This is a genomic window from Chitinophaga sancti, assembly GCF_034087045.1.
In the GTDB taxonomy this organism is placed as follows: Bacteria; Bacteroidota; Bacteroidia; order Chitinophagales; family Chitinophagaceae; genus Chitinophaga; species Chitinophaga sancti_B.
Genome location: NZ_CP139247.1, coordinates 8,215,743 through 8,240,619 on the forward strand (window position 1 = coordinate 8,215,743; position 24,877 = coordinate 8,240,619).

Annotated in this window: 19 protein-coding genes; 2 read left to right on the forward strand and 17 right to left on the reverse strand. The window is 44.5% G+C overall.

The features are described 5' to 3' along the window. Window positions 1-163: 163 nt before the first annotated feature. The 5 genes from SIO70_RS32875 to SIO70_RS32895 all read right to left on the reverse strand — a co-directional run bounded on the left by SIO70_RS32875 (window position 164) and on the right by SIO70_RS32895 (window position 7,574). The gene (locus SIO70_RS32875) at window positions 164-1,774 is read right to left on the reverse strand and encodes a RagB/SusD family nutrient uptake outer membrane protein (RefSeq protein WP_320578125.1); all 1,611 of its coding nucleotides are present in this window, start codon (window positions 1,772-1,774) and stop codon (window positions 164-166) included. Window positions 1,775-1,784: 10 nt separating this feature from the next. After that, entirely contained in the window at window positions 1,785-5,093 is a 3,309-nt protein-coding gene (locus SIO70_RS32880) for a TonB-dependent receptor (RefSeq protein ID WP_320578127.1), read from the reverse strand. Between the two features lie 176 nt (window positions 5,094-5,269). Beyond that, entirely contained in the window at window positions 5,270-6,187 is a 918-nt protein-coding gene (locus tag SIO70_RS32885) for a FecR family protein (RefSeq protein WP_320578128.1), read from the reverse strand. 67 nt (window positions 6,188-6,254) lie between these two features. Continuing rightward, window positions 6,255-6,818 (reverse strand): sigma-70 family RNA polymerase sigma factor, encoded by a 564-nt coding sequence (locus SIO70_RS32890; protein WP_320578130.1) that lies wholly within the window; start codon window positions 6,816-6,818, stop codon window positions 6,255-6,257. Window positions 6,819-6,872: 54 nt separating this feature from the next. Then, window positions 6,873-7,574, reverse strand: coding sequence for an RsmE family RNA methyltransferase (locus tag SIO70_RS32895; RefSeq protein ID WP_320578132.1), 702 nt, complete (start codon window positions 7,572-7,574; stop codon window positions 6,873-6,875). Window positions 7,575-7,743: 169 nt separating this feature from the next. Between SIO70_RS32895 and SIO70_RS32900 the strand changes: the two genes are divergently transcribed. Both SIO70_RS32900 and bla read left to right on the forward strand, forming a co-directional pair. Continuing rightward, the gene (locus SIO70_RS32900) at window positions 7,744-8,121 is read left to right on the forward strand and encodes a DoxX family protein (protein WP_083720156.1); all 378 of its coding nucleotides are present in this window, start codon (window positions 7,744-7,746) and stop codon (window positions 8,119-8,121) included. Window positions 8,122-8,131: 10 nt separating this feature from the next. Continuing rightward, complete coding sequence (gene bla / locus SIO70_RS32905) at window positions 8,132-9,016, forward strand: class A beta-lactamase (protein WP_320578136.1); 885 nt, start codon at window positions 8,132-8,134, stop codon at window positions 9,014-9,016. Window positions 9,017-9,019: 3 nt separating this feature from the next. Here bla and SIO70_RS32910 read toward each other — a convergent pair whose 3' ends face one another. The 12 genes from SIO70_RS32910 to dnaB form a co-directional block, all read right to left on the reverse strand. Further along, a complete protein-coding gene (locus tag SIO70_RS32910; protein ID WP_320578138.1) occupies window positions 9,020-9,535 on the reverse strand; it encodes a hypothetical protein in 516 nt (171 codons plus the stop codon). A gap of 11 nt (window positions 9,536-9,546) precedes the next feature. After that, entirely contained in the window at window positions 9,547-11,808 is a 2,262-nt protein-coding gene (locus SIO70_RS32915; RefSeq protein ID WP_320578139.1) for a peptidase domain-containing ABC transporter, read from the reverse strand. Beyond that, complete coding sequence (locus tag SIO70_RS32920) at window positions 11,801-12,865, reverse strand: hypothetical protein (RefSeq protein ID WP_320578141.1); 1,065 nt, start codon at window positions 12,863-12,865, stop codon at window positions 11,801-11,803. The genes SIO70_RS32915 and SIO70_RS32920 overlap by 8 nt, the downstream gene beginning before the upstream one ends. Before the next feature lie 18 nt (window positions 12,866-12,883). Further along, a complete protein-coding gene (locus tag SIO70_RS32925; protein WP_320578143.1) occupies window positions 12,884-14,074 on the reverse strand; it encodes a lanthionine synthetase LanC family protein in 1,191 nt (396 codons plus the stop codon). Between the two features lie 3 nt (window positions 14,075-14,077). Then, on the reverse strand, window positions 14,078-17,218 hold the full coding sequence (locus tag SIO70_RS32930; RefSeq protein ID WP_320578145.1) for a lantibiotic dehydratase: 3,141 nt from the start codon (window positions 17,216-17,218) through the stop codon (window positions 14,078-14,080). Window positions 17,219-17,227: 9 nt separating this feature from the next. Further along, on the reverse strand, window positions 17,228-19,618 hold the full coding sequence (locus SIO70_RS32935) for an outer membrane beta-barrel protein (RefSeq protein ID WP_320578147.1): 2,391 nt from the start codon (window positions 19,616-19,618) through the stop codon (window positions 17,228-17,230). Between the two features lie 78 nt (window positions 19,619-19,696). Beyond that, window positions 19,697-19,918 carry a class I lanthipeptide gene (locus tag SIO70_RS32940; protein WP_320578149.1) on the reverse strand — a complete coding sequence of 74 codons (222 nt, stop codon included), beginning with the start codon at window positions 19,916-19,918 and terminating at the stop codon, window positions 19,697-19,699. Between the two features lie 32 nt (window positions 19,919-19,950). Next, on the reverse strand, window positions 19,951-20,163 hold the full coding sequence (locus SIO70_RS32945) for a class I lanthipeptide (protein ID WP_320578152.1): 213 nt from the start codon (window positions 20,161-20,163) through the stop codon (window positions 19,951-19,953). A gap of 70 nt (window positions 20,164-20,233) precedes the next feature. After that, entirely contained in the window at window positions 20,234-20,407 is a 174-nt protein-coding gene (locus SIO70_RS32950) for a hypothetical protein (protein WP_320578154.1), read from the reverse strand. Between the two features lie 677 nt (window positions 20,408-21,084). Next, entirely contained in the window at window positions 21,085-21,549 is a 465-nt protein-coding gene (locus SIO70_RS32955; RefSeq protein WP_320578156.1) for a hypothetical protein, read from the reverse strand. Window positions 21,550-21,575: 26 nt separating this feature from the next. After that, window positions 21,576-22,925 (reverse strand): MATE family efflux transporter, encoded by a 1,350-nt coding sequence (locus SIO70_RS32960; protein ID WP_320578157.1) that lies wholly within the window; start codon window positions 22,923-22,925, stop codon window positions 21,576-21,578. Window positions 22,926-23,053: 128 nt separating this feature from the next. Further along, on the reverse strand, window positions 23,054-24,622 hold the full coding sequence (dnaB, locus tag SIO70_RS32965) for a replicative DNA helicase (RefSeq protein ID WP_320578159.1): 1,569 nt from the start codon (window positions 24,620-24,622) through the stop codon (window positions 23,054-23,056). Between the last annotated feature and the right edge of the window lie 255 nt (window positions 24,623-24,877).

The following is a 24,877-nucleotide window of genomic DNA, read 5'->3' on the forward strand; positions in this document are numbered from 1 at the left end:
GAAAGGGCCGCAGCCCTTCCCACAAAAAAGACCTATCTCAAAAAATAATTCTTCCAAAAAATTCTAAAACGTCGCTTAGTATCTACTCAACACTTCGCAAAAATCTTTCAGACACATCACAAAAAGGCACTCAGTAAACTCACAAAACAACTTCACCGCTATCCTAGTAACCCGTGTTCTGCTTCAAATTCGCATTCTTATTCAACTCCGTCCTTGGTATCGGATACAAACTCCTATAATCCCCATTCGGACTATGCGAAAACCAACTCTTCTTCGTAAACACACCAAACCTGATCATATCCTGCCTCCTTCTTCCCTCCTGGCTAAACTCCCATCCCAACTCATCCAAAAACCGTCCATACACCACATCACTCCCACCCTGAAAACTTGAATCCAGATGATTCCTCAACCCATAATCATACACACTCCCCTTCAACAGATCTGCCCCCGTCACCGTCGCCTTTGATGGATTCGTTGAAAATGACCGCTGCCTTACCGTCGTCACCAACGTAGCCGCATCCCCACTATTCCCCGTCCGCAACAAACTCTCCGCCTTCATCATCAACACATCTGCATACCTGAACAATGGCCAGTCATTACTCAACTGCACCTGCGCCTTCTGCTTTATCTCAAACTTCCCTAATCTATACCCATGTATCTCCTCGGATGCATCTATCCCCGGCACCGCGTTGATATAATTCAATGGCTGCCCTGAATAAGCCCCCATCGTACAATTCAACACCTCTCCACCCGCACTGTACTGCTGCCCCTTTATCCAGTTATCCCTGAGCCGGTCATCGTCCGCATCATACGTCTTTATAAACTGTGGTATCGCACATATCCCTCCCCACGGCGTGGACTTCAAATTATACGTCGCCTGGTTCGCCGGTTGCAACGTCTCCATATGTATATCAAATGCATTCCAGTTTGTTACATACGTCTCATCAAAAGGTAATGCAAAAATGATCTCTGGTGAGTTCTCATTCTCCGTAATGAACACATTCCGCTGCGCAGCCTCCAAAGCAAACCCTACATGAGAATCTATCAGCGTATCACACTGCTTTATACACTCTGCCCATGCCGGCGTACCCGTATACACCTCCGCATTCAGGTACATCTTGGCCAACAACGCATGTGCCGCCCACTGATTGAATTTACCATACGTCGTTCCATCATTCTTCGCACTCAACAATGGCAGATAGGTATTGATTTCATTCACGATAAAATCATATACCTCTTTCCTTGTATTCTGTGTAGGCAAATAACCCGTCGGCACATTGAACTCCGTCACCAATGGTACATTCCCATAAAAATCACACAACACATAATAATAAGATGCCCGCAATACATGCAACTCCGCCAGCGTTGCATGCTTGGCCGCTGAATCTGATATAGGTATGATCCCTGATTCTAACTGATAAATCACCCTGTTACAATTCGTAATCCCCGAATATGCACGCCCCCATGTCTGTACCACGATATCATCATCCGCCGTCCAGGTATGCTCATGTATACGCAGGTAAATCCCCCCATCTACCCAACCATTCGGCCTCGCCGGTATCACCACTTCATCTCCTGATACTTCCTGTGCACGGAACAATCCATTCCAATCATTCATCACATACCGCCAGTTTACATACGCTGCCCCTACTAAGCTTGCCAAATCTTCTGTAGTCGGATCAAACTGGCTATCAATGATCTTATTATAACTGGTATCTTTTAGTTTGGTACAGGCCATTGCAAACAGCACTGCTATCCATATATATCTTTTCATTGCTTTGGTTTTAAAAATTCAGGTTCACACCTACAGTAAATGTTCTTACAGAAGGATACTTATCCCTGTCATCCACGCCCGGCGCCAGTCCCAGCCTGTTTACTTCCGGATCTATCCCCTTGTAACCTGTGAGCGTCAGCGTGTTCAACGTGGATACATATACCCTCGCCCCATGAATGTACTTACCCTGAATGTGATTGAAATTATAGCCTAAAGTGATGTTATCTATTTTCCAGAAATCTCCGTTTTCCACATAGTTACTATTGAACTCCAACGGCATATCCGTACTCAGTACCGCCTTGCCCATTACCTTGTCATATGCTGATTTCAGACGATTGTACTGCTGCAACCCTGTGTTCTCATAATACATGCGCTGGAAGTTCAGTATCTGGTACTTGAACGCGCCACGCATGGTCACGCTCAGATCAAAACTCTTATAGCGGAATGTATTATTCCATCCTCCATAATACCTTGGCAAACCATTTCCCAATACCCGCTTATCTTCAAATGCATGCTGATAGGAAGCATAATCTACCGGTTTCCCATCACGACCTTCATAGATCCATTTACCATCATTTGAAATATCTACCACTTTAAAACCATAGAAGTCACCGATATTACGACCCACTCGCACAATATTGGTAAATGTCTGGATCGGCTCTCCCGTACTACCCGTAGTAATGTAATCCACACTCGCCTGGTACAACTCATTGGAAAGCGTGATCAGTTTGTTCGTATTGGTTGAGAACATCAGGCTCGTACTCCATTCAAAATCGTTCGTCTTCACCGGAATGATATTTACCATTACTTCTAACCCCTTGTTTTCCATCTTACCCACATTCGCACGGGTGCTGCTATATAAGTTCGGAGGACTAGGCACCGCGTAGTCATACAGCAAACCATTGATCCTTCTGATATAATAATCCACATTACCACTCACCCGGCCATTGAACAATGTATAGTCTACACCAAAGTTGGATTCATGTTTCTCTTCCCAACGCAGTTTATCATTCGGATTCTGTGATGGGCCCAGTGTTTGTATCCAAACCCCATTGTTATACACATAATCGCCATAACTCAGGATACCCACACCCAGAAACAGATCTGTAGGCTGTGTACCCGTCACACCATAACCTGCACGTAGCTTCAGGTCTGTAAGCCAGCTGATGCCTTTCATAAATGGCTCATTGCTCACTCTCCAACCAAATGATACCGCCGGGAAATTGCCCCATGGCTGCTTCGTTCCGTACAACTGGCTCGCTGCCTCATGTCTCAGTGAAGCCAGCAATAAATATTTGTCATCATAACTATAAGTTGCACGACCAAAGAAACCTATCAGGTTGGTTTCTGACTTCTCACTAAATTGCACAGCCAGCCCTTGTTTCAGGGCATACCCTATACCAATGTCATTATATGAAAATCGATCTGTCGGAAAATCCCAGTTCTGCATATAAGAATTCCGGTAGTCAGTTTCCTGGTAACTATAACCACCCATCACACTGAATTTATGTTTGCCAATATTCTTATTATACTGCGCCGTCAGTTCCATCAATCGCTGTACATTCTGTAAAGAACCTACTGAAGCATATCCATTCCTGCCATCACGCAAAGTAGATATGTGTTGCTTGGTCTCTGAATAACCACGCTCTTCATTGTAACGGGTATAAGAAAACAACGCTGACAATTTCAACCCATCTATTGGCAACAACGTAATGGTACTGTTCATTCGCGTATTCTGTAAAGTGTTTTCTCCACTGCTCTCATACAATCTTGACAACGGATTTTCATAGTTGAACAAACCTGTCTGTTCAAACCACTTACCTGTAGAATCGTATATTGGAGATGTCGGATTCCGTATCAACGCCTGTCTGTAGGTATACCCGTTAAAACTAATTCCATCACCTGTAGTGGTGAACTTATTATTTGAATTCAATAAACCTACATTGATGCGCAGCTTATCGTCCAGCATGCTATGATTGATATCCACTCTACCTGTGAAAGTATTGTTGTCAGACTTCTTCATAATACCTTCCAATGAACGATAGTTCACATTCGCGAGGTAATTCGTCTTACTGTTACCACCACGGAATGTCAGGTTATGCACATGCGTGATCGGTGTCTGTGTAATGGCTTTCTGCCAGTCCGTATTGGACCCCAGGTCCCATGATTTATCACGCGTGCCCTCTGCTATCTGCTGACGATAATCTTCAGCTGTGAGCATATCCAGTTTACGCGCCACCGTTTGTGTACCCACGTAACCACTATAATCTACTGTGTTGGTATAGGCAGCACCTGGCCTTCTGGTGGTCACAATGATCACACCGTTCGTACCCCGGGTACCATATATCGCCGCTGCTGAACCATCTTTCAGTACATCCATAGATTCTATATCTTCCGGCGCCACTGTTTTCAGATCACCGGGTATACCATCGATCAGTACGAGCGGACTACTATTCGCACCTAACAATGTGGTATTACCCCTTAACAGGATCTGTGTACCACTGGTAGGATCGCCACTTGGTGCAGATACTGACAGTCCGGCTACTTTACCTTGCAATAACTGTCCGGCATCGAGTACATTTCCCTTTACAAAACTTTCAGATTTCACGGTAGCAACGGAACTGGTCAGATCACCTTTACGCTGACTACCATATCCAATTACCACGACATCCTGCAGGGAGTTTTCACTCAGTGCCAGTCGGATCGTGAGCTGGCTGGTACCTTTCACCGGGATCTCCTGTGTTTTATATCCTACATAACTGATGACCAGCGTATCATTGTCAGTAGAACTATTCAGGGAGAAAATTCCTTTCTCATTAGAGATCGTTCCTGCCCGGGATCCTTTAATAGAGATACTCACACCTGGCAACGGCTCTCCCTTTTCATCTGTCACCACACCAGAAACAGGCTTTGCAAAAACAGCAGGAATAGATTTTTTAATAATGATGTAATGTCCATCCTGCATATAAGCAAGATCGTTTGGCGCCAATACAGCATCCAGGATCTCTTTGAGAGAGCGTTCTTTATCTTCCAGTGTTGGAACCGCCGCCTGCTGGGCTACAGTGCCATCGATGATAAAAAGCAGTTCAGTGTTGCGTTCAATTTGCTTTAGTACTTTATCCAGTTTGGCGTCATGGATATTCAGGTGGAGTCTGATGGCGCTCAGGTCCTGCCCGCGGCTATCGCGGGCTACCAACAGCAGCGTCGTTGTACATAAAACCAGTATGACCAGGAACAGGAAGCGCATGATCTTTAATAACGGTTGAAAACGTTCGTATAAGGGAATAGGAACCCCGCTTAAAATACCGCAGTATTTCATATCTTTAAATGCATTTTGTATGATGTAATAGAAGTACAATGCCGTAGCGCTGAGGCATCTGAAGTTTGCAGACCGTGGATGCTGAAAGCGCTATGTTCTTTCTATCATGAAGAATCACCGGCGGGCATGCTGATAAATTTCATAACGGGAATATTTAATCAATAAAAAAACTATCCTTAATTACTACAGCCACTACCTGAAATAGTTACCTCCCTCTTATCTTCACTGATGCTAAATGTGGAATTGTTAATCTTACACAACATGGATAAAATGAATGGCAGATTGGCTGCCTGGTCAAAACTAGCCAGGAAAGTACAGTGCGCAAGTGCCGGATTTTCAAAGTGAATATCGACATCATACTTCCGGCTTAAGCGGTTGGCGACTTCTTCAAAGGTTTCATTGTTGACTTCAAAGCTGCCGTCTATCCAGGCTTTATATACGACTGCGTTTACTTTCTTTTCTCTGATCGCTCCTGTGATTGGTTCCAGCGCAATCTGTTTGTTGGCAGTGAGCACTTTCAATTGCTGGTGTTGATCTTCTACCTGTACTTTGCCGGTGGCGACGGTGATGAGGACTTTTGGATCATTTTTGTACGCTTTAATGTTGAAAGATGTGCCTAAAACTGTGGCGGTGCAGGGGCCTGCTTTGACGACGAAAGGGCGGCCTGCTGCCTGTTTGATATTAAAGAAGGCCTCGCCTTCCAGTGTTACTACTCTTTTATTATCAGTTTCGTTATACGTAAGTTTACTATCTGCATTGAGCCATACTTCAGAGCTATCCGGCAACAATAATCGATTTTGGTGCTCACGGGGAACATAAACGGCCATTTGCCTGGTAACAGGTGCTTTATAATAATGATAGCCAGCGGCAAACAATAACAACACTGCAGCAGCGATGCGCACCCATTTAACAGATTTTCTTCGGGGACCAATTTGAATCCCCTCCCTGATCCGTACCCCCATCTCCGCATCCGGTACTGGCGTGGGCATGGTTTCCCGGGCCTGGTACCACTCCTGCAAACGCTGTATTTCAGCAGGGGTGGCAGTGCCATTTAGCCATTTTCCAGCTAGTTCCTGAATGTTTTCTTTTGACATTGGAATTGCCCTTTAATAGGTAGAGTATTTTTCAAAAGGTTTACCCTTGGTCTGACGCAAAAAAATTTCACATAAATAAAGTAGTGTACAAAGTACCCAGTTTTAACCGCACTGTTTTCAGTGCACGGGTTAGATGCCCCTCAGCAGTTTTGACGGAGATATTAAATGATTGGGCAGATTCAGAGAGAGCATGATCTTTCAGTTTATTATCCGCAAAGACCAGGCGGCTTTTTTCAGGCAGTTCTGCCGCAATGGTATCCACCAGCTGCAACAGTAAGCGCGCATTCACAATCGCTTCTATATCGGGTGCCGACTGCGTCATGGCAGCCATTTCCTGCATACGGGTGCGAATGGTTTCCTGGCGGGCATGATAATGGAAAATAGCGTAACGGGTGATGGCGAAGAGATAACTTTTTAAAGTGGTCACTTCAATGGAATGCCGCTTTCCCCAGAGAATAATAAATGTATCCTGTACAATTTCTTCGGCGATTTCCTTCGAAGGAAGACGTTTGTAAGCCATACGGAACAGCACCTCCCAGTAGCGGGAGTATACTTCATTAAAAGCCGGAATAGCATCCGCTTTTATCAAATTCCATAAATCGGAATCCTGATGAAGATGCGCATTTTTCACGTGGTACTTATAAAGTATATATTATAAGTGTGTAATCTACAATTATTTTTTCTTTTATCCAACATTCACCGCATTCATCATCGTGCACCCCACCACACCGGCTGTCTCCGTACGCAACCTGGTTTCACCCAGTGATACAGGTTTAAACCCCTTACCCAGGGCCAGTGAAATTTCTTCAGGTGTAAAATCTCCTTCAGGCCCGATCAGCAACAGCGAATCTTTCCCTTTTTCCATGGCTTGCCAGAGATGTTGTTTTTGTTCCGGCAGACAATGCGCGATGAATAATTGCTCGGAAGGGGGCTCATTCACCAGTTTATCAAAATTGGCTGGCGCAGTCAGTTCCGGTAAATAATATTGCTGGGATTGGAGCATGGCAGATACAAGGATGTTTTCCAGCCTGTCTGCACGGAATTTCTCTTTTTCAGATCGATGACTGATCAGCGGGATAATAGACTGTATACCAATTTCTGTGGCCTTTTCCAGGAACCACTCGATACGGGAAGTATTCTTTGTAAACGCAATCCCCATTCTCACAGGCGCAGCCACCGCCGGCATCAGGGTGTATTGGGAGATCCTTACGACACATTTCTTGCGGTTATCGTCCGTAATCACCCCCTGGTATCGTCCCCCTTTCCCATCGGTCAGGATCACCTCATCCCCGGCAGTATGGCGCAATACCATGATGCAATACTTGGAACCAGGTTCATCCATTGTGTAAGTGGCTGCAGATGGCAGCAGTTCTTTTGCGTAAAACATGGGTGCAAAGCTATTTAATTGGCGCGAGAAAATGATTCTGAATCAAATGCCATCAAATTACCGCCTTACCCTCTTTCCCCTTCAGTCGCAATTTCCCCCTTTATTGACGTACTCCCCCCTCACAATTTTCTGTGAACAAATCTATATTTACAATTGTAAATTATACTATATGAAAACGACTAAGATCATTTACTGGGTTACCACCTCTATCTTCTTCCTCTTCGAAGGCGTGATGCCTGCCATCTATGGCAATTCTCAATTAGCCAAAGAAGGGTTTGTACATCTGGGTTATCCTGAATATTTCCGGGTGCTCCTCACTATCTTCAAAGTAACAGGAGCGCTGGTATTAATTCTCCCCTTCTTCAAAGGCAGGATCAAAGAATGGGCATATGCCGGCTTTACTTTTAACCTGATCAGTGCAGCAGTTTCCCATGCCGCTGTAGACGGTCTTTCCAACGGCCAGACCTTCTTCCCTATATTTGTCATGCTGATCTTAGCGATCAGCTACTTTACCTATCATAAAATATTTGGCGTATCTTCAAGGTAATAAAAATTATATGCCACGAAAGACCGCCATTGTTTTATTGCTGGTATGCCTGTCTGCTATCGTACACGCACAAACTACCGCTCTCCGGAAAACGATCGATTCTATTGCCACACATTCCAATGCACATATCGGCGTATCTGCCTTATTGCTGGAAACCGGTGATACGCTTACTTACAGAGGCAATGATCATTATCCTATGCAAAGCGTGTATAAGTTCCCCATTTCCCTGGCCATCCTGCATCAGGTAGATATCGGGAAATATAAACTGGATGAAAAGATCCTCATTACCAACGACGACATCATGCCCAAAGGCCATAGCCCTATCCGTGATGAACATCCACATGGCGGTGTGAGCATGACCCTCAGGGAAATATCCAGGTACAATATCATGGAGAGCGATGGCACAGCATGCGACGTGCTGCTGCGCTTATTGGGAGGAACTAAAAAAACAAACGCTTACATCCAAAGCCTCGGTGTAAATGGGATCAACATCGCCACCACCGAAAAGGAACAACAAAGCAATGATACCACCCAATATCGTAACTGGGCAACGCCAACCGGTATCACCCAATTATATAAGATCTACCTCCAAAATAAAGTATTGTCCAGCGCATCATACGATATCCTCTGGAAAGACCTGGCAGGATCTTACCCGGGCGCAAACCGCATCAAAGGGCTATTGCCCAAAGGCACGATAGTAGCCCATAAAACCGGCACCTCCGGCACACATAATGGATTCACTGCTGCCACAAATGATAGCGGGATTATTATCTTACCAAATGGGAAACACCTGATACTGACAGTATTCGTATCCGATTCAAAAGGAAGTGATGCTGAAAGAGAAGCCTGGATCGCACAAATCTCAAAAGTAATATATGATCACTGGAACAGGTAATCACTACCTGCTTCTCCATCTCCGGATCACATTATCAAAGATCCGTTGTAATACACTCTTTTCATCCACCATTATTTCTCCTACTCCTTCCATCCTCCCCCGGTAGTCTAACCACTGCCTGCGGGTAGTATACAATCCCTTTTCCAGGCTCAGATCAGCCACATAAACGCTGTCCTGCGCCTTGATCGTAATGACCCTCGCCTTCAGGGATCCATACTCCTCAAATGGATATTCGGCAAATTTCAGCAATACCTCCTGCCCCGGTTGCACCTTCCCCGATTTGTACCTGCTGATCAGGGCCTTTACATCATAAGTGGTATCGCTGCATGTAACTATCCGGGTCAGCCACACGCTGGATGGAATCGTATCCGGCAACCGGATGAATGCACCTCCTGCCAGTACTATCAACACTCCAAACGCAATCGCCGTAATCCCCCTCCTGATCACCCAGGAAGGTACCCTCCCGATGATCTCCTGTACGTCTTCACTATGTTCATTGAATTTCAATTCTGCTGGCATACGACAAGGTTTTAATTACCCAGTTCAAGCTGGTTTTTTACAAGCGAAAAATAATGACCTTTCTTCATGGTCAATTGCTGATGATTGCCAATTTCCACAATCTTCCCTTTCTCCAGCACCACTATCTGATCTGCATTTTTTACTGTGCTCAACCTGTGCGCGATAATAAACACCGTTCTGCCCGTAAAAAATTTCTGCAGGTTTTCCATGATGATCCGTTCATTATTAGCATCCAGCGTACTCGTCGCCTCATCCAAAAATATAAACTTCGGTTGCTTATAGATCGCCCTGGCAATCAGGATACGTTGCTTTTGCCCCGAACTGATATCATTGCCCGATGTACCAATCTTAGTATTTAATCCCAATGGAAGATTGTTGATAAACTGCTCAATGTTCGCCATCCGGATTGCATACATCAACCGCTCCCGGTCTGCTTCTTCCTGTACCGTTATGTTTTTTGCTATCGTATCTGCAAAAATATACCCATTCGTCATCACCACCCCACATTGATCTCTCCACCACCGGGACGATACATTGCCCATAGCCGTATTTCCAATATAGATCTGTCCTTCTGCCGGCTCATAAAATTTCAACAACAGCTTCATCAACGTCGTCTTTCCACTACCACTGGTGCCCACAATAGCAGTCACCTTTCCCATCGTCAGGTCCAGGTTGATATTATTCAGCACATGTGCCGATGAAGGCCCTCCGTATTGGAAGGAAATATCCTGCAACCGGATAATACCCTCCCTCGAAGGTTTTGTTTCTGCAAGAATGTCCACATGATGCCCATTCAATGGGACCTCCGAAACGGCCACCAACTCATGATCCGGCGTTACTTCATCCGGCTTCTCTTCTTCCTCACGGGTATGAATTTCACTCAGTCTTTCAAGGCTGATCTTTGCATCCTGCGCACCCTGTATAAAGTTAATCAACTGATCTACCGGCGAGTTCAATTGCCCGATCACATACGATACGCTCAACATCATACCCAGCGACATATGACCATTCAATACCTCCCGGGCTGCAATATAAGTAGCCAGTATATTCTTTAACTGTGAAAAGAAATTAGAACCTACCAACTGATACTGGTTGATGGCCAGTCCACTCACATTGATCTTAAACATCTTCGCCTGTATCCGCTCCCAACCCCACCTGAACGTGGTTTCACTATTGTTCATCTTGATCTCCTGCATACCGGATACGATCTCATACAAGGTATTCTGGTTATCCGTCAGCTGCTGAAACCGCGCATAGTTCAACTCTCGCCGCTTCTTCTGATAAAACAATATCCAGACAATAGCACATACTGACCCCCCAAAGAATACCCAGAATACCGTAAGACTATATACCGCCAGTACGACAGAAAATACCACCAGGTTCACCAGCGAGAACAAGGTATTAAATGACGTGCCCGTCAGGAATGATTCTATCTTATTGTGATCAGCTATCCGCTGACTAATATCACCCGGCATCTTGGTGTCAAAAAACCTGACCGGCAATTTCATCAGCTTACTGAGAAAATCAGATATAATTGAAATATTGATCCTGCTCCCAACATGCAACAATAACCATCCCCTTATCACATCTATCGCCGTATTGCCTGCAAACAATGCCAGTTGCGAAAACAATATTAACGACACAAATTCCGGATGCTGCTGGTTTATACCATAATCCACCAATGCCTGCGTCAAAAAAGGAGCGATCAGTGACAATACACTACCCACTACCATTCCAAGTAATAACTGCAAAAAATAGTTTCTATAAGGACGAACATAATTCAGCAAAAACGAAAAGCTCTTTACCTCTTTTTTTTCCCCCTCGTTATCATAAAATGATGCAGTCGGAGACATCAACAATGCAATTCCACAATTATCAGCCGTTCTGACCCACGCCTTTATAAAAGTAGCCTTATCCACCTTTACCAATCCAAATGCAGGATCGGCTACCATTATCTTGCCGTTCCTCCTGCTGTTATAATCCTGCGGAGGCAACACTACAAAGTGGTTCTGGTTCCAATATAATATACATGGCAGGGTTGCCTCGCTATCTAACTGCTCAAACGACAATTTCGCACCTACCGTGCGGAACCCAATCTTAGTCGCCAGGTCACTGATGTTTTTTAAATTCACACCCTCCCTGGTCATATAAGAATGATCCCTCAAGGTCTGCAATGAATAGTGCTTCCCATACCAGGCAGCAATCATCTTCAGACACGTAGGTCCGCAATCCATTTTATCAAGTTGCTTATATATCGGGAATCTCTTACGCATTCAGAGGTTGCTTATGGCTGTTAAAATCATTCAGGGCAAAGTTCGTCGCACTAATATCCTTTCTTAAATTTTCCTTCACATGCAGCTTTTCATCCAGGTGATTTTCCAGTTTCAACAACAATGCTTCTTTCTTTGCATAATCACTGCTTTGAACCAGCACCAGCATATCCTGGAACAGGGAGATCTTCAGCAGGTCGAACATCATGCTGGTCGGCTCATTCATAAACTCTATAAAGTTGTCTACAAACAATGGATAGTCCTTTTTCCTGAAACTATTCTTCACCTCCAGCCAGTTGGATATAATCACTCTCTCAATAGTATCTGCATTAATTTCCAGTCCCTCAAAAATCGCCGTATACATATCAGGACAATCCGGAAAATTTGCAGCCATCCTGATCGTCATAGACACCATCGCCCTGAAAGTTTCATAAGTATAATACTCTCTTGCATATGGAATAGCATTCCATATAGCAGGATCATGGTAGATGCCGCCTTTCAGTGAGCCGGGTACACCATTGAACAGGAACTTCATGAGGTCATTCGCTACCTTACAGCCTGTACGCCAGTCGCCACTGCGCAGGTAGGAACGGGAAATATTCCTGTACTGCTCCAGGCTGCGAAAGAACAAGGAATGAATACCGATATTGACCAGGTAATCATTCATCGCCACACATTCCATACTGAAATCTACAGCCTTGTCATACTGTTTTATCTTATGATAATACAATGCTTTTACGGACAGTCCCCATTGCTTGGCATACAGGTATAGGTGTCCGTTTAATTGCCTTTCAATCGTATGCTCCAATTCAAAAAATCCGGATAATCCAACCTCCCCTTGCGATACCACAATATCCTTTGCAATATCTCCGAACTTCCGGGTTAGCACATATACACTTTCCATTTCTTCCTCGCCGGTGCTATAGGGCAACATTTCCTTGTGCTGCAGAATAGCAATTAATTTTCCATAGTTATAGAGCATGGTGATTTCCTTTGTACTGGCAGGTAAATCATCACATACAGCCATTAAAGTATCCATTGAACGGTGAAGTGCTTCCATACAAAAACTTCTAAGAGGTTAAGCGATCATGAGTAACTTTCCAATAGGAGGTAATGATTTATCATCATATCGCATCAGTGCAATACCAATTCCAATCACACCCCATCCAAAACATACATGCCAGAAATCCGAAGCTTCAAGCAACCTGCTTCTGTAACCGGCATAAGGACCTCCATGAATGCCGTAAAAAGGTATCTGCTCATACCAGTAATCTGCACGCTCCAGGTATCTCACATCATTTGTTTTTTCATATACCTTTTCGAATGTAGCAGCCAAACCCGCCGCTCCGTATATATACCCGGCATCCAGGGTCAGGTTATCCTGCCGCGATCGCAACAAACAATCTTCCAATGCTCTTTCGGCCTGCTCCTTTAAAGATGTATCCTGCAATGCACCTGCAGCCCGATACAAACCATAAGCTGTTCCAAGATCACCATAGCACATCGCAAACTGCTTCGGTTCCACTTTATCATTCCGCATCAAAGGGAAAATACCACGTTCCTGTGTTCTTATCTGTTTGCTCACAAAGTGTGCTGTCTTTTTCAATATATCCTCACATATTTTCACTTCAATACCCGCTTCCATCACACTGCTCACAATATTCATAATTGCAGCACTGCCATGCGAAATTCCAATGTATACCCTGTCATGAATAGAAGGAGATCTCCAGTAATAATCGCCGTCTTCATCCGTATAGGCTTTATCACGGAGACCTCTCACCAACGTAGCGAGATTCACCGCCACAGCAGGATTCGTTTGTATACGGTACATAAAATAATGCCCTGCCGCCAGTGCGCCACTGTTATAATCAAAGTCACCCATGCCGATCTTACTGATCATAAGCGTAGCCAGGGCTTCATCAATATTTGTCAGGAAATCGTCTATATCAATATTCAGCAGGTTCGTTTCCCGCAGAAACAATAACATGCGACCTATCTGCCCCAAATGATTATCCAGTGAATCTGTTGCATATACCCGCCTGAAATCGCCGTTCAGAAATGCCAGCCCCTCCTCTAAATATTTCATAGCCAGGTCCAGGTAAGTATCATCCTGCTTATACTTTGCATAATAACTGTAGAATAAGGTATACCCCGTAAGCCCCGTATCGAAAGTGGCATTTTGTATCAGGTGCTCAACGCCTGTAATCCCGTCCCTGATGCGTTCAATTTCTTCACTGATCACCACGTTATTTTTAATAGTCGTCTCCATAGGTTAACTCACGTTTATAGATAAAGACAATTGTTTCCCCATTGCTACCAGTGAATCATAATACCTGTAAAGGGTATCATACACCACCAGTTCATGAACACGGTGCCTTGCCAAAAAGGTCCTGTTCATCGTCATATGTATATAGCTGTTGAGCAGGCCATCCAGCTGTTGCACCTTCCCTTTTATATGCTTAATAGTGGCAGCATGCATGTCGCCTCTCACATTATAACTCTCCATCGCCGCCAGTACCTGTGTAGTTCTCCTGGCAGGTACAAACACTTCCTGTATCAGCGATTTATTATTCCTGTATTTATTGCTCAGTGACTGATCACACCTGATAGCGCTCTCCCTGCTTCTACCTGCAAACTCCCTGAAAAAGTTATTCCGCAACTGCTTCATAAAATCCCTTTTCTGCATCAGGTCATACTGAAAATTATCCAGTAGCTGATCTACATTATACAGGGCCATTTGCCAACGCAGCTGTTCGCCCCGCTGCCCCTGCAGGTGATCAAGCATATTGATCACAGCCTCACTATCATAGTAAAAGAGCGATTCACTGTCTTCCATGGTAAGGGTACCATAGCGCTCCAGCTCACGCTGGTAAGTATCCATCATACATTTAAATACCTGTCCCGATTCTATAAGGGGTTCCAGTTCCGCATTCAGTTTTTCTGCAATCCGGTACCAGCCTTCCTGGTCGGTTCCTCTCAGCAGGCGTAAACGGATATGACTATCAGGGTCATTATAACGGATAAAGAACCATTTTTCAATCGCACCACTACCTTTCCATTCCTGTAACAACGGTTGGATAATATCCCTGAGCAACAAGTCCATCGTTTTAAAACCACTGTAGATTTTTAAATATAACCACTTGCTACCCGGACCAAATGTGCGCTGACAAACTACTGATGAATCGATCAGTTCTTTTGCAGGTTGCTCTGCAAACACCGGACTGGACACAGACATAGGGATCACCATCTCATTGCCGTAATGACCCTTTTCATCTTTGATAAAACAATTTTCAGGTGTCAGCAGGTGTTCTAAAAAAGTAACCCCACCCTTTCTCATGGCCTGTATCACATGTCCTTTACAAAATTCGCTGGTGGTATCTATCAGCAATTCATTATCCCCCTCTGAAAGGATCACATAGCGGGGTACCTGGTATTTTTCCAGGAATGCATGCAGTGTATCCATCAATACTTCGTCCGTACTGTTCCTGAATCTGGCCAGGAACCATTTCTCCCTGTGCAGGATGATCTTTTTATATTCCACCCTTGGCAAATGAGGCTCCGGCGCATAGTTATACCATTGCCACCTGAAACCCGTGTTCACAAACATCGACTGCAGATCTGTCAGAAAGCGCACAAATGGCTGGGCCAGGTCTGTATTGAAGGCATTGGTATGACAAGGCAGGATTTCTTTGTTCAATCGCCTGGACCGTACCACAATCCGGTTATTCCTAATGGAGACGAGTATGTCGTTGACATCAATCCTATAGGCCGGTTCTACGGCAGACTGACTCAGAAAAGCAATTTCATAGTTCCGCTGTACAGGACGAATCGACAGGTTCGCAAAATGGCCTTCCGGCACATAAGCGATTTCCGCCATAATCCGCTCTCTGTTCACCTCCTGCTCGGTACGGGTGATATGCAACATTTTTTCTTTCAGGAGACTGTCCCCATGCGCAAAACGGGCCATCAGTTTGGCCGCAGAAGGCGCATGCAGCTGTGTGGCCAGAAAAGCATATTCGCCTCTGTCAATCGCCTCGCAGGAACTTGCCAGCAAACTGCCGAACATATAACAGGATGTTGACTGTGTAGGCCGGTCGGCGGCTGACCTGGTTCTTAACATCTCCAGGTCAGCCGCAGTGAGTGTGATGACCTGTCCACCGGTTTGCCACCAGCTACGCATCTTATTTTCTACAAGGTCTTCAAAAGCCAGTCGCTTACGGGCAGCATCCCCACCACCGGGTGTGATCGCCAGTTTTTCAATCAATGGCATGTATTCTACATTGCCGGTAGTAGCTAGTCCATAGCCAATGCCTACATCCGGGTCCAGGGCCAGTACCAGTGGAATTTCCGCCTGTTCATACCGCTCTGCAAATTTCTTCATAAAGGTTTCCAGCAGGGAAGGAACATAAGAAGGAATGGCGCTGCTCAGTTCATAAGACGCCTCCGCCAGCTCACTGATCACCTGCCTGTTCAGGTTATTCTGCTGCATATTATAAAACATGTCTGTTTGCAGCACCTCCAGTCCACTCACAGGTATCACGCTCCCGGCCTTTTCTTCCACTGCCTGAAAACCGGGTAGCGAGATTTTTTCATCCTTCATGACGTGTAACGCTTCTTCCAGTGGTGCACACACCTGCTCCTGCCCTAGCTCCTGAAGGCGCTGAATAAAGGCAGGTACAAAATTTTCGTTTGCAATAGCAGGCATCAATTCATGTGTAAGCACCTGCGAAGCAATCAGACCATTGATAAAATTGTTGATGGCCTGCTCGTCAGAAATAGTCTTACCTATTTCGACAGTCAATACAGGAATGGTCACACCCTCCTTTGCCAGTTCCAGTACCATATCGATATAATCGCTGGCGGTCAGTGCACTCAAAGCATGATTGCGCTTACCTGCCACCATAGTATATTCTACATACAGGTAGCGATACCCCACCTTGTACAAGGTGTTATTCACATAATACCTGATCTGCTCTTTTATTGCCGGCTGTCTGGCCAGCTGGTGCGTGAGTTCATTGATATAACTCATATCAAACCGCGTCGCTTTCCGTATTTTATTACTGTCAAAGCTGACCCCACTTTGCTGCTCATGGATGCTTCCACAGGCAGAACCGGCAAACAGGCCAAAGGGTGTACTGCGGGTACACATGCGGGAGTAATACTTTTGCAGTCCCGTCAATAATTTCTTCAATTTTTTGGGAGATAATTCCTCTCCTTCCAACCATTTTTGTAGAGACATATATAAGTCCCTCGATGAAATATAAATGGCTTCAGAAAAATAAGAGTCACGAAAAAGCTGCTTCACTGCATCCAGGTTGCCCTGATCCAGCAGTTCATTCAGATACAGGATCTCCTCGACGGGTTTTGCCGGGGTACGCAGCAAATAAAAATCTTCTAACACGTAATCCTTCATACAAAAAGTTTAATAGGTTCTACCTTTCTCTTCAGTATTACTGAGCTTACTTTGCTGTCTGGTCTTGGTTTTGCCAAACTTATAAGAGACTGACACACGCACCTTCCGGGCATCAAAATAATTGTTGTAATAAGTAGTTACACCATCTACCGTACTATGGAACCGTGTCTTCATGGTTCTGAAAATGTCGGTCGCATTCAGACCAAGAGATAACTTCTTTTGATAACACAATACGGTGACACCAAGATCCACTCCATAATAAGCATCAAATTTGTTCACACCTGACAGCTGTGGAAAAGTATAGGAAGCATCCACGCCCCCCATAACAGTCTTTCCTTTATTGAAATAAAAAGTATTGCTGGTAGATACATCAGCCCCCCATCCATGCTGACTGGCAGTATTTGTTACTTTTGAGCGGGTATCGATGTAATACACGGCGGCTGTGCTGGAGTTTTCCCACCAGTTGCCCACATTCACATTCACGGTTTCATTGATCCCATAATTACGCTGTGAATAATAGTTTTGTCTCGTGAGGCGGGATACCTTCGTCACTTCGTCCGTCAACAGGATCTGGTCATATACGTTGTTCAGTATATTGGCCTGTATCCGGGTGATGAACATATTGTTGTGTATATAATTCAGCTGAAAAGTATTGTTATAAAACGGCTGCAGGTAGGGATTACCTTCATAATAAAAATACTCGCTGATGTATTGTTTAAAAGGATTCAGGTACCAGTAGTTCGGCCTGTTGATCCGCTTTCCGTAAGAGAAAGAAAAGCTGTTCTGCTTATCTTTTGTAAACCCGATATAGACAGTGGGGAATAATTTCAGGTAATTATTCTTAGTCGTCTGATCCTGGGTGACAGAGATGCCGGTAGTCTGTGTATACTCCGCCCGCAGCCCCACCTGGAAAGCCCATTTACCTCTATTTTTCAGGGCATTGACATACAGCGCTTCAATCCTTTCTTTATAGGTGAATGAATTACTCTTTGTCGTATCATATTTATACCCCAGGTCAGTATAGCTATAATAATTAGTCCCACTTTTAGTATCAATATAACTGAACTTGCCACCAAAAGAAAAGGTCACAAACCGTGGCCGCAGGTTCACATCTGACTGTAGTGTAAAAGCCTGTACATCCTGCGGGGCGGTATTCCTGAACCGGTAGCTGTTGGTCATTTCATCATCCGGGTTCAGTACATCACTTTGGGTGAACTGTTCCAACCTGTTATTGAAAGTAAAATATCCACCATCCATACTGAACTTGCCACCCAGCGAATCAAATTTATTTTCATAATGCAGGTTGAAATCGTGGCTTTGTGTATGCCGGTCAATATTATTCTTTGCATCTATGAGAGAATCCAGTTTGCTGAGACCGATAGTCGTATTAGAACGCTCATTGGTAATGGTTTTCCTGCTGGAATAAATGTAGGTGAACCCAATCAGCTGCCGCTTATTGTAAGTATAGTCAATAGCCGTCCGGGATAAAATATTTTTATTATCGTTCACTGATTTTCTATGTTGATCCCAGGTCTGATCGGTATAGTAGGTAACAGGGTTAGTCAGTTCGTTATACAAAGATTTTGTCCCGTTCAGACTAGTACTGATATTCCATCTATTTCTGTTCAGGTTCAGTAGTACACCTCCGTTCTCCCCACTGTAAAACGCCTGGGTAAAAGCACCATTTAAGCTACCACTGAAACCTTCCTGTCGTTTCTTTTTTGTGACAATGTTGATGAGACCATAACTTCCGCCTGCATCATATTTAGCAGGAGGATTAGGGATCAGTTCAATTCTCACCACTTCACTGGCGGGCATACTGCGCAACATATTGATCAGGTCATCGCCGGATATATGTAATAAGCGGTCGTCCAGCAATACATTGAGCATCCCCGTTCCCCGCAGGGAAATTGAACTGTTGGAGACCCTTATACCGGGCATTTTGCCCACAGCATCCAGCGCGGTAGCACCGGTTAAGGCTACATTGTTTTCCACATTCAGAATGGTTCTGTCCAGTTTTTCTTCCAGCACTGGTTTCCGGCCATTCACCGTAACGTTCTTCAGGGTAGTGACAGATACGCTCATAATGATAACCGGGAGGCTGATATTCGTGTCACTGACATTGATTGCATGCAGGTATTCATTAAAAGCAAGACGTTGAATATGGAGGAGATAACTACCCTTGTCAATATTCTTCAGGAGGAAGGTGCCATCATTGTTTGACTGTGCGGTATACATCACCTTTTTATCCACACTATTCATCAATTGCACCATGGCCCCTGCCACAGGTAAATGAGCGCTGTCCTGCAATGCCCCGGAAATAGTGAGCTGTTGTGCCAGAGCCGGTAGCGTGACAAATAAAAAAAACAGGAAAAAGAAATATGGCTTAATTGTAGACATCTGAAAAAAAATGTAGTAACATCCCCCTGCATGTACGTACAGGGGGATGTTAATCAGTATGATTATAAAAGCTTACGCTTATTCTGTAAAACTGGTGCTTGCGCCGGAACCGCAACCGCCGCCACCACCGCTACCGCCGCTGCCGCCAGTACCACAGCTGCTGCCGCCACCACCACAACCGGTAGAACCAGCTGCTATATCTTCACTAATACCACCATTGATTTCCCGCAACTGCTGTTCGTCCAGCTTTGCAATAGTTTCCTGATCCAGGGATAATGGATTTAATACTACCTTTTTCATATAATCGATTTTATTAGGAGTAAAATGGATAATTATTCGGCAGCATCAACTAGACATTGACTACCACCCGCACCACAACCGGTAGAGGTACCAGTGCTGCATTTGCTTCCACCAGATCCGCAACCACTGGAGCTTCCGTCCACTTCCTCACTGATACCACCTGTGATTTCCATGAGTTGCTTTTCATCCAGTTTCGCAATGGTTTCCTTATCCAGGGCTAAAGGATTTAACTGAATTTTTTTCATATAAACCTGCTTTAAATTCTACGGGCAAAAAACTCCCTGCTACAGGAGCAGGGAGGAATTACAGAGTCAATTAAGCTTCATCAGACAAACAGGTGCTTGCACCAGATCCGCAACCAGTAGAACCACCACTACCGCAAGTGCTTGCACCGGAACCACAACCAGTGGAACCAGCAGCTAATTCGTCGCTAACACCGCCAGTGATTTCTAATAATTGCTTTTCATCCAGTTTAGCAATTGTTTCCATGTCGAGGGCAAGAGGGTTTAACGCTAATTTTTTCATTTCAGATGATTTTTTAAAATAATGATGAAGTCTCTACTCTTTGGGTCAGGATTTTCGAGTTCCACCTGTGTTGCGCAACAATAACTTTCCGGATTTAATATGCGGATTAAACTGGTTCCAGAAGGAAAAAAAGGTCCCAATGCCTTTACGATCTCGTAAAGCACACACTACACCCCTTACTATAGAAGTGGAAAGAAACAATAAGTCGTCCCCTTGGGCAAAAGAAGAAAAGCATTCATGACGACATTACATCCCCATAAAGTTGAACATTGCAATTCAGATAACTAATGCATGGGGAAACCGTTTGCACTGTTCGTACATGCATTTGCATTTAGATTTGGCTCTCTTATGATTAGTTTATGAAGTTGCATTTGATCTAAGGATAAGCAGTAAAAATCTTCCTCAACAAACTCTTCATCGGTGAATACGGGATCATCATTCTTTGAACACGGGTTAAAACTTATTCATCGAACTTTAGCTTAGATTTTTATGAATTTTAATGGCTAATAAAACGATTATTTTACACTGGTTGTAATCGACTACAATTCAAATATAACTAGAAAATGATTTCAAAAATTCGTGTCAACAGATTATTTTTATCATGTAAAATGGAATGAAAATTGATAATTGTACCTTCCAACTTACGAAGTATTAAATACAGCAGCATCGCGGGCATTAGAAGAAAACAAGAACCGGTAATTTACGGTATAAAAAACCGGTAATTCACGGTACAAAGTCACACGAAAAGATACGTGCTTTTCTATTTTAACTTTTCTTTTTTTATTGAGTAGTTCATCTTTCAACTGCGTTTCAATTTCGAAGTCCAGCATACCTGCTTTTAACATCCCTTTTGCCTTGCCCACCAACTTCCTATACAACTTTACATCTCTTATACTCAGTTCCCGATACACCCGCGAAGCAAGCGGAGAGGCTATCTTCATCAATGCAGCATCTGCCATGAGTGGTTTAAACGCAGGATCAGTTTTCACCCTCTTCCCGGTCAACGAACTTTTCATACGCAGCACAAACCGCCCACTCCTCATCGGAGCAAGTGTCATACCCTGTTTGGTACGCTGCTTAAAAGGTCGTTTTCCATGTATAATCATACTATGAATATACCGCTAAAAGGCCACTAAACCGCTGTAAAAGCGTTCAATTGAGTAGTCTTATGCTGAAATCTCAGGAACAACAATACTGAAGCTGTGAGTAGTCCCAATAATAACCCCCACCAGATACCCTGGATGCCATAGCCCCAATATATCCCTAACAAATAAGCAACCGGTAAACCCAATACCCAATACGCCAATAGGGTAATCATAGTCGGAATCTTCACATCTCCCAATCCCCTCAATATACCCAATCCTACCACCTGCGTACCATCAAACAACTGAAAGAACGCCGCTATCAAAATCAAATGCGCCGCTATCTCCACCACCGCCGGATCATTGATATACATCAGCGGCAATACCCTGCATCCCACTAAAAATATCAACGCCGTTGTTCCCATCATGATCAATACCATATGGTAACTCGCGATCGCCGATAACCGTAACTCCCTCAACTGCTTCGCCCCAAAATGATTCCCACTCTTTATCCCGGCTGCCGCCGAAATACCACTCGCCATCATATAAGTGATAGAAGCTAAATTGATCGCTATCTGGTGCGCCGCCTGCTCCCTTGCACCAATCCATCCCGCCATAATGATCGCACTGCTAAACGCACTGATTTCAAACACATACTGCAACGCTACCGGGGTGCCGATTCCCAATATCTTTTTAATCGTCTGCCACGATAAATACTTTGCCGCAAACGCCTTCAGATAAGGCTTGAAACGATGGGCCGTCAACACATACCAACACATCGCCACCGCCATCAGTATACGATCCGTCAAGGTACCAATCCCTACACCAATCACCCCCAGCCTTGGCAACCCACCAATGCCATACACCAGCGCAATTCCCACTACGATATTGACGATGTTCCCTATTATACTGATATGCATGGCCTGCTTCGTAAACCCAAGCCCCTCCGCAAATTGCTTAAATGACAAAAACACCATCAATGGGAAATAAGACACTCCCAATAATTTCAGGAAAGGCTTCGCCTGCATAGCCACCGCCGGTACCTGGTCCAGTTTATACAGGTAATTACTTCCTACATAGATCAATGTACTCATCACCATCCCCATCACTAAATTGATCACAAGACTATGTCGCAACAGGTCTCCGCAGGCATGCTTATTCTGCCTGCCATACTCCTGCGCGATCAATGGGGTCAATCCATACGACATCCCAATCCCGATCACCATACAAATAGAAAAAATACTACTCCCCAGCGCTACTGCCGCCAGCGGTACATCGCCCGTATGCCCAATAATAATGGTATCAGAGAGGGCCACCATCGTATGCCCCAGCTGACTAATAACGACCGGATATGCCAGTTTAAAATTATCTTTATAATAGGTTTGATACTTAGTCCACACGTTGTTAAAATTTGATAGCAATAAAATACGTGAAAATGGTAATTCGCTAACGGGAATAAACCCCATTTCCAGCAATAAAAAAAGGCGCTTCGGTGAAGAAGCGCCTTGTATCGTAAACCTTTTTATTGCTAAAAAGGCGCCTCTTCATCGAAGTCCATATCATTCATACGTGATCCTTTCTGGATGTACAGCTTTGCTTCGTCTGTAGCACCACCATATGAATCCTTAGCTGAATTACCAACCGGCATAAAGTTGCCGCCACCGCCACCAGGATTCTCCAGACTACCATCATCCTCAAAGCGCTGGAATTCCAGGATCGCTCTCAGTTTGATCGTATCCAGCTGACCATTACGGTGTTTCGCTATACGCACGTGGGTTTCACCTTTATTAGATTCACCCATCTCATTGGTATTGATTTCATAGTACTCAGGACGGTACAGGAACATTACCATGTCAGCATCCTGCTCAATCGCACCAGATTCACGCAAGTCAGACAGCTGTGGCATCTTGTTACCATCTTTTCTCTTTTCCACATCACGGCTCAACTGTGACAATGCAATGATCGGTACGTGTAGTTCCTTCGCCAACCCTTTCAGATCACGGGATATCTTGGAGATCTCCTGCTCACGGTTACTACCCTTACCATCTGCATGACCACTCATCAGCTGCAGGTAGTCAATGATGATCACTCCTACGCCATGGTTGTGTACAAGACGACGGGCTTTTGCGCGTAACTCGAAAATGTTCAATGCCGGGGTATCATCAATAAAGATCGGCGCCTTCGCCAGTCTTTCGATACCATGCGTCATCAGCTTCTTCATCTCGTACTCTTCCAGCTTACCCCGGGTGATCTTTTCCAGCTTAATCTCTGACTCGGCAGAGAGAATACGCTGTACGATCTGCCCGGAAGACATTTCAAGGCTGAACACGGCCGCACCTTTCGGAAAGCGGGGATGCAACGCAGCATTTCTGGCCAGGTTCAGCGCAAACGCAGTCTTACCCACCGCCGGACGTGCCGCGATGATGATCAGATCCGTTGACTGCCAGCCATAAGTTACCTTATCGAGAGAAGGGAACCCGGAAGGTACCCCTGTGATATCATCACCTTTATTACGCAGATCTTCGATACGCTTCATGGTATTCACCAATACGCGGTCGATACTGTCATAGTTCTTACGAAGGTGATTGTTCGTCACCTCAAAGAGTTTACTTTCGGCGGAGTCGAGCAGGTCGAATACGTCGGCAGTATCTTCGTAGGATTCAGATAAGATCTCTCCTGAAATACGGATCAACTCTCTCTGAATGAACTTTTGTAGAATAATACGGGCATGCGCCTCAATATTGGCGGAGGATACCACCATATTTGTAAGACGGGTTATATAATAGGGTCCACCTACTATCTCCAGTTCGCCCATTGATCGTAACTCTTCTACCACTGTGAGAATGTCCACAGGCATGGACTTACCCGCCAGGCGGGTCATGGCAGTAAAGATTTTCTGATGTGCCTCTACATAAAAACATTCACCTTTCAAGATCTCTACCACGGTGTCAAACGCTCCTTTCTCAAGCATAATGGCTCCCAATACGGCCTCTTCCATGTCCTTTGCCTGAGGTGGAATTTTACCGTACATCATGGTAGATACGTCAACGGACGGCTTACGACGTACATTGCGGTCTTTCTTAAGATTGAGATCCATTTATTTTTTATCTGATTCTGTTAACCAAAAATACTATATGTCGTGGCTATCCTTAGTTTCTTTTACAATTTTTTGTACCCGTTATGTCCTTCTCGATTTTCGAAATTGCAAAGCTTTTTAGGGCCGTAAAAACTAAGGTAACCGCATTTATTCATTTAACAAGGGTTGATTGCTGATATAGTTTATAAGACACAATTCACAGGATATACACCCGCAAAATGTCAGTTATCCACTGACTGCAATCCACTTATTCAC

What these genes read in the sequence shown, in the direction of transcription:
- SIO70_RS32875 (WP_320578125.1), bottom strand. Translation starts at nt 1,774, where the DNA reads ATGAAAAGATATATATGGATAGCAGTGCTGTTTGCAATGGCCTGTACC.
- SIO70_RS32880 (WP_320578127.1), bottom strand. Translation starts at nt 5,093, where the DNA reads ATGAAATACTGCGGTATTTTAAGCGGGGTTCCTATTCCCTTATACGAA.
- SIO70_RS32885 (WP_320578128.1), bottom strand. Translation starts at nt 6,187, where the DNA reads ATGTCAAAAGAAAACATTCAGGAACTAGCTGGAAAATGGCTAAATGGC.
- SIO70_RS32895 (WP_320578132.1), bottom strand. Translation starts at nt 7,574, where the DNA reads ATGTTTTACGCAAAAGAACTGCTGCCATCTGCAGCCACTTACACAATG.
- SIO70_RS32900 (WP_083720156.1), top strand. Translation starts at nt 7,744, where the DNA reads ATGAAAACGACTAAGATCATTTACTGGGTTACCACCTCTATCTTCTTC.
- bla (WP_320578136.1), top strand. Translation starts at nt 8,132, where the DNA reads ATGCCACGAAAGACCGCCATTGTTTTATTGCTGGTATGCCTGTCTGCT.
- SIO70_RS32910 (WP_320578138.1), bottom strand. Translation starts at nt 9,535, where the DNA reads ATGCCAGCAGAATTGAAATTCAATGAACATAGTGAAGACGTACAGGAG.
- SIO70_RS32915 (WP_320578139.1), bottom strand. Translation starts at nt 11,808, where the DNA reads ATGCGTAAGAGATTCCCGATATATAAGCAACTTGATAAAATGGATTGC.
- SIO70_RS32920 (WP_320578141.1), bottom strand. Translation starts at nt 12,865, where the DNA reads ATGGAAGCACTTCACCGTTCAATGGATACTTTAATGGCTGTATGTGAT.
- SIO70_RS32925 (WP_320578143.1), bottom strand. Translation starts at nt 14,074, where the DNA reads ATGGAGACGACTATTAAAAATAACGTGGTGATCAGTGAAGAAATTGAA.
- SIO70_RS32930 (WP_320578145.1), bottom strand. Translation starts at nt 17,218, where the DNA reads ATGAAGGATTACGTGTTAGAAGATTTTTATTTGCTGCGTACCCCGGCA.
- SIO70_RS32935 (WP_320578147.1), bottom strand. Translation starts at nt 19,618, where the DNA reads ATGTCTACAATTAAGCCATATTTCTTTTTCCTGTTTTTTTTATTTGTC.
- SIO70_RS32940 (WP_320578149.1), bottom strand. Translation starts at nt 19,918, where the DNA reads ATGAAAAAGGTAGTATTAAATCCATTATCCCTGGATCAGGAAACTATT.
- SIO70_RS32945 (WP_320578152.1), bottom strand. Translation starts at nt 20,163, where the DNA reads ATGAAAAAAATTCAGTTAAATCCTTTAGCCCTGGATAAGGAAACCATT.
- SIO70_RS32950 (WP_320578154.1), bottom strand. Translation starts at nt 20,407, where the DNA reads ATGGAAACAATTGCTAAACTGGATGAAAAGCAATTATTAGAAATCACT.
- SIO70_RS32955 (WP_320578156.1), bottom strand. Translation starts at nt 21,549, where the DNA reads ATGATTATACATGGAAAACGACCTTTTAAGCAGCGTACCAAACAGGGT.
- dnaB (WP_320578159.1), bottom strand. Translation starts at nt 24,622, where the DNA reads ATGGATCTCAATCTTAAGAAAGACCGCAATGTACGTCGTAAGCCGTCC.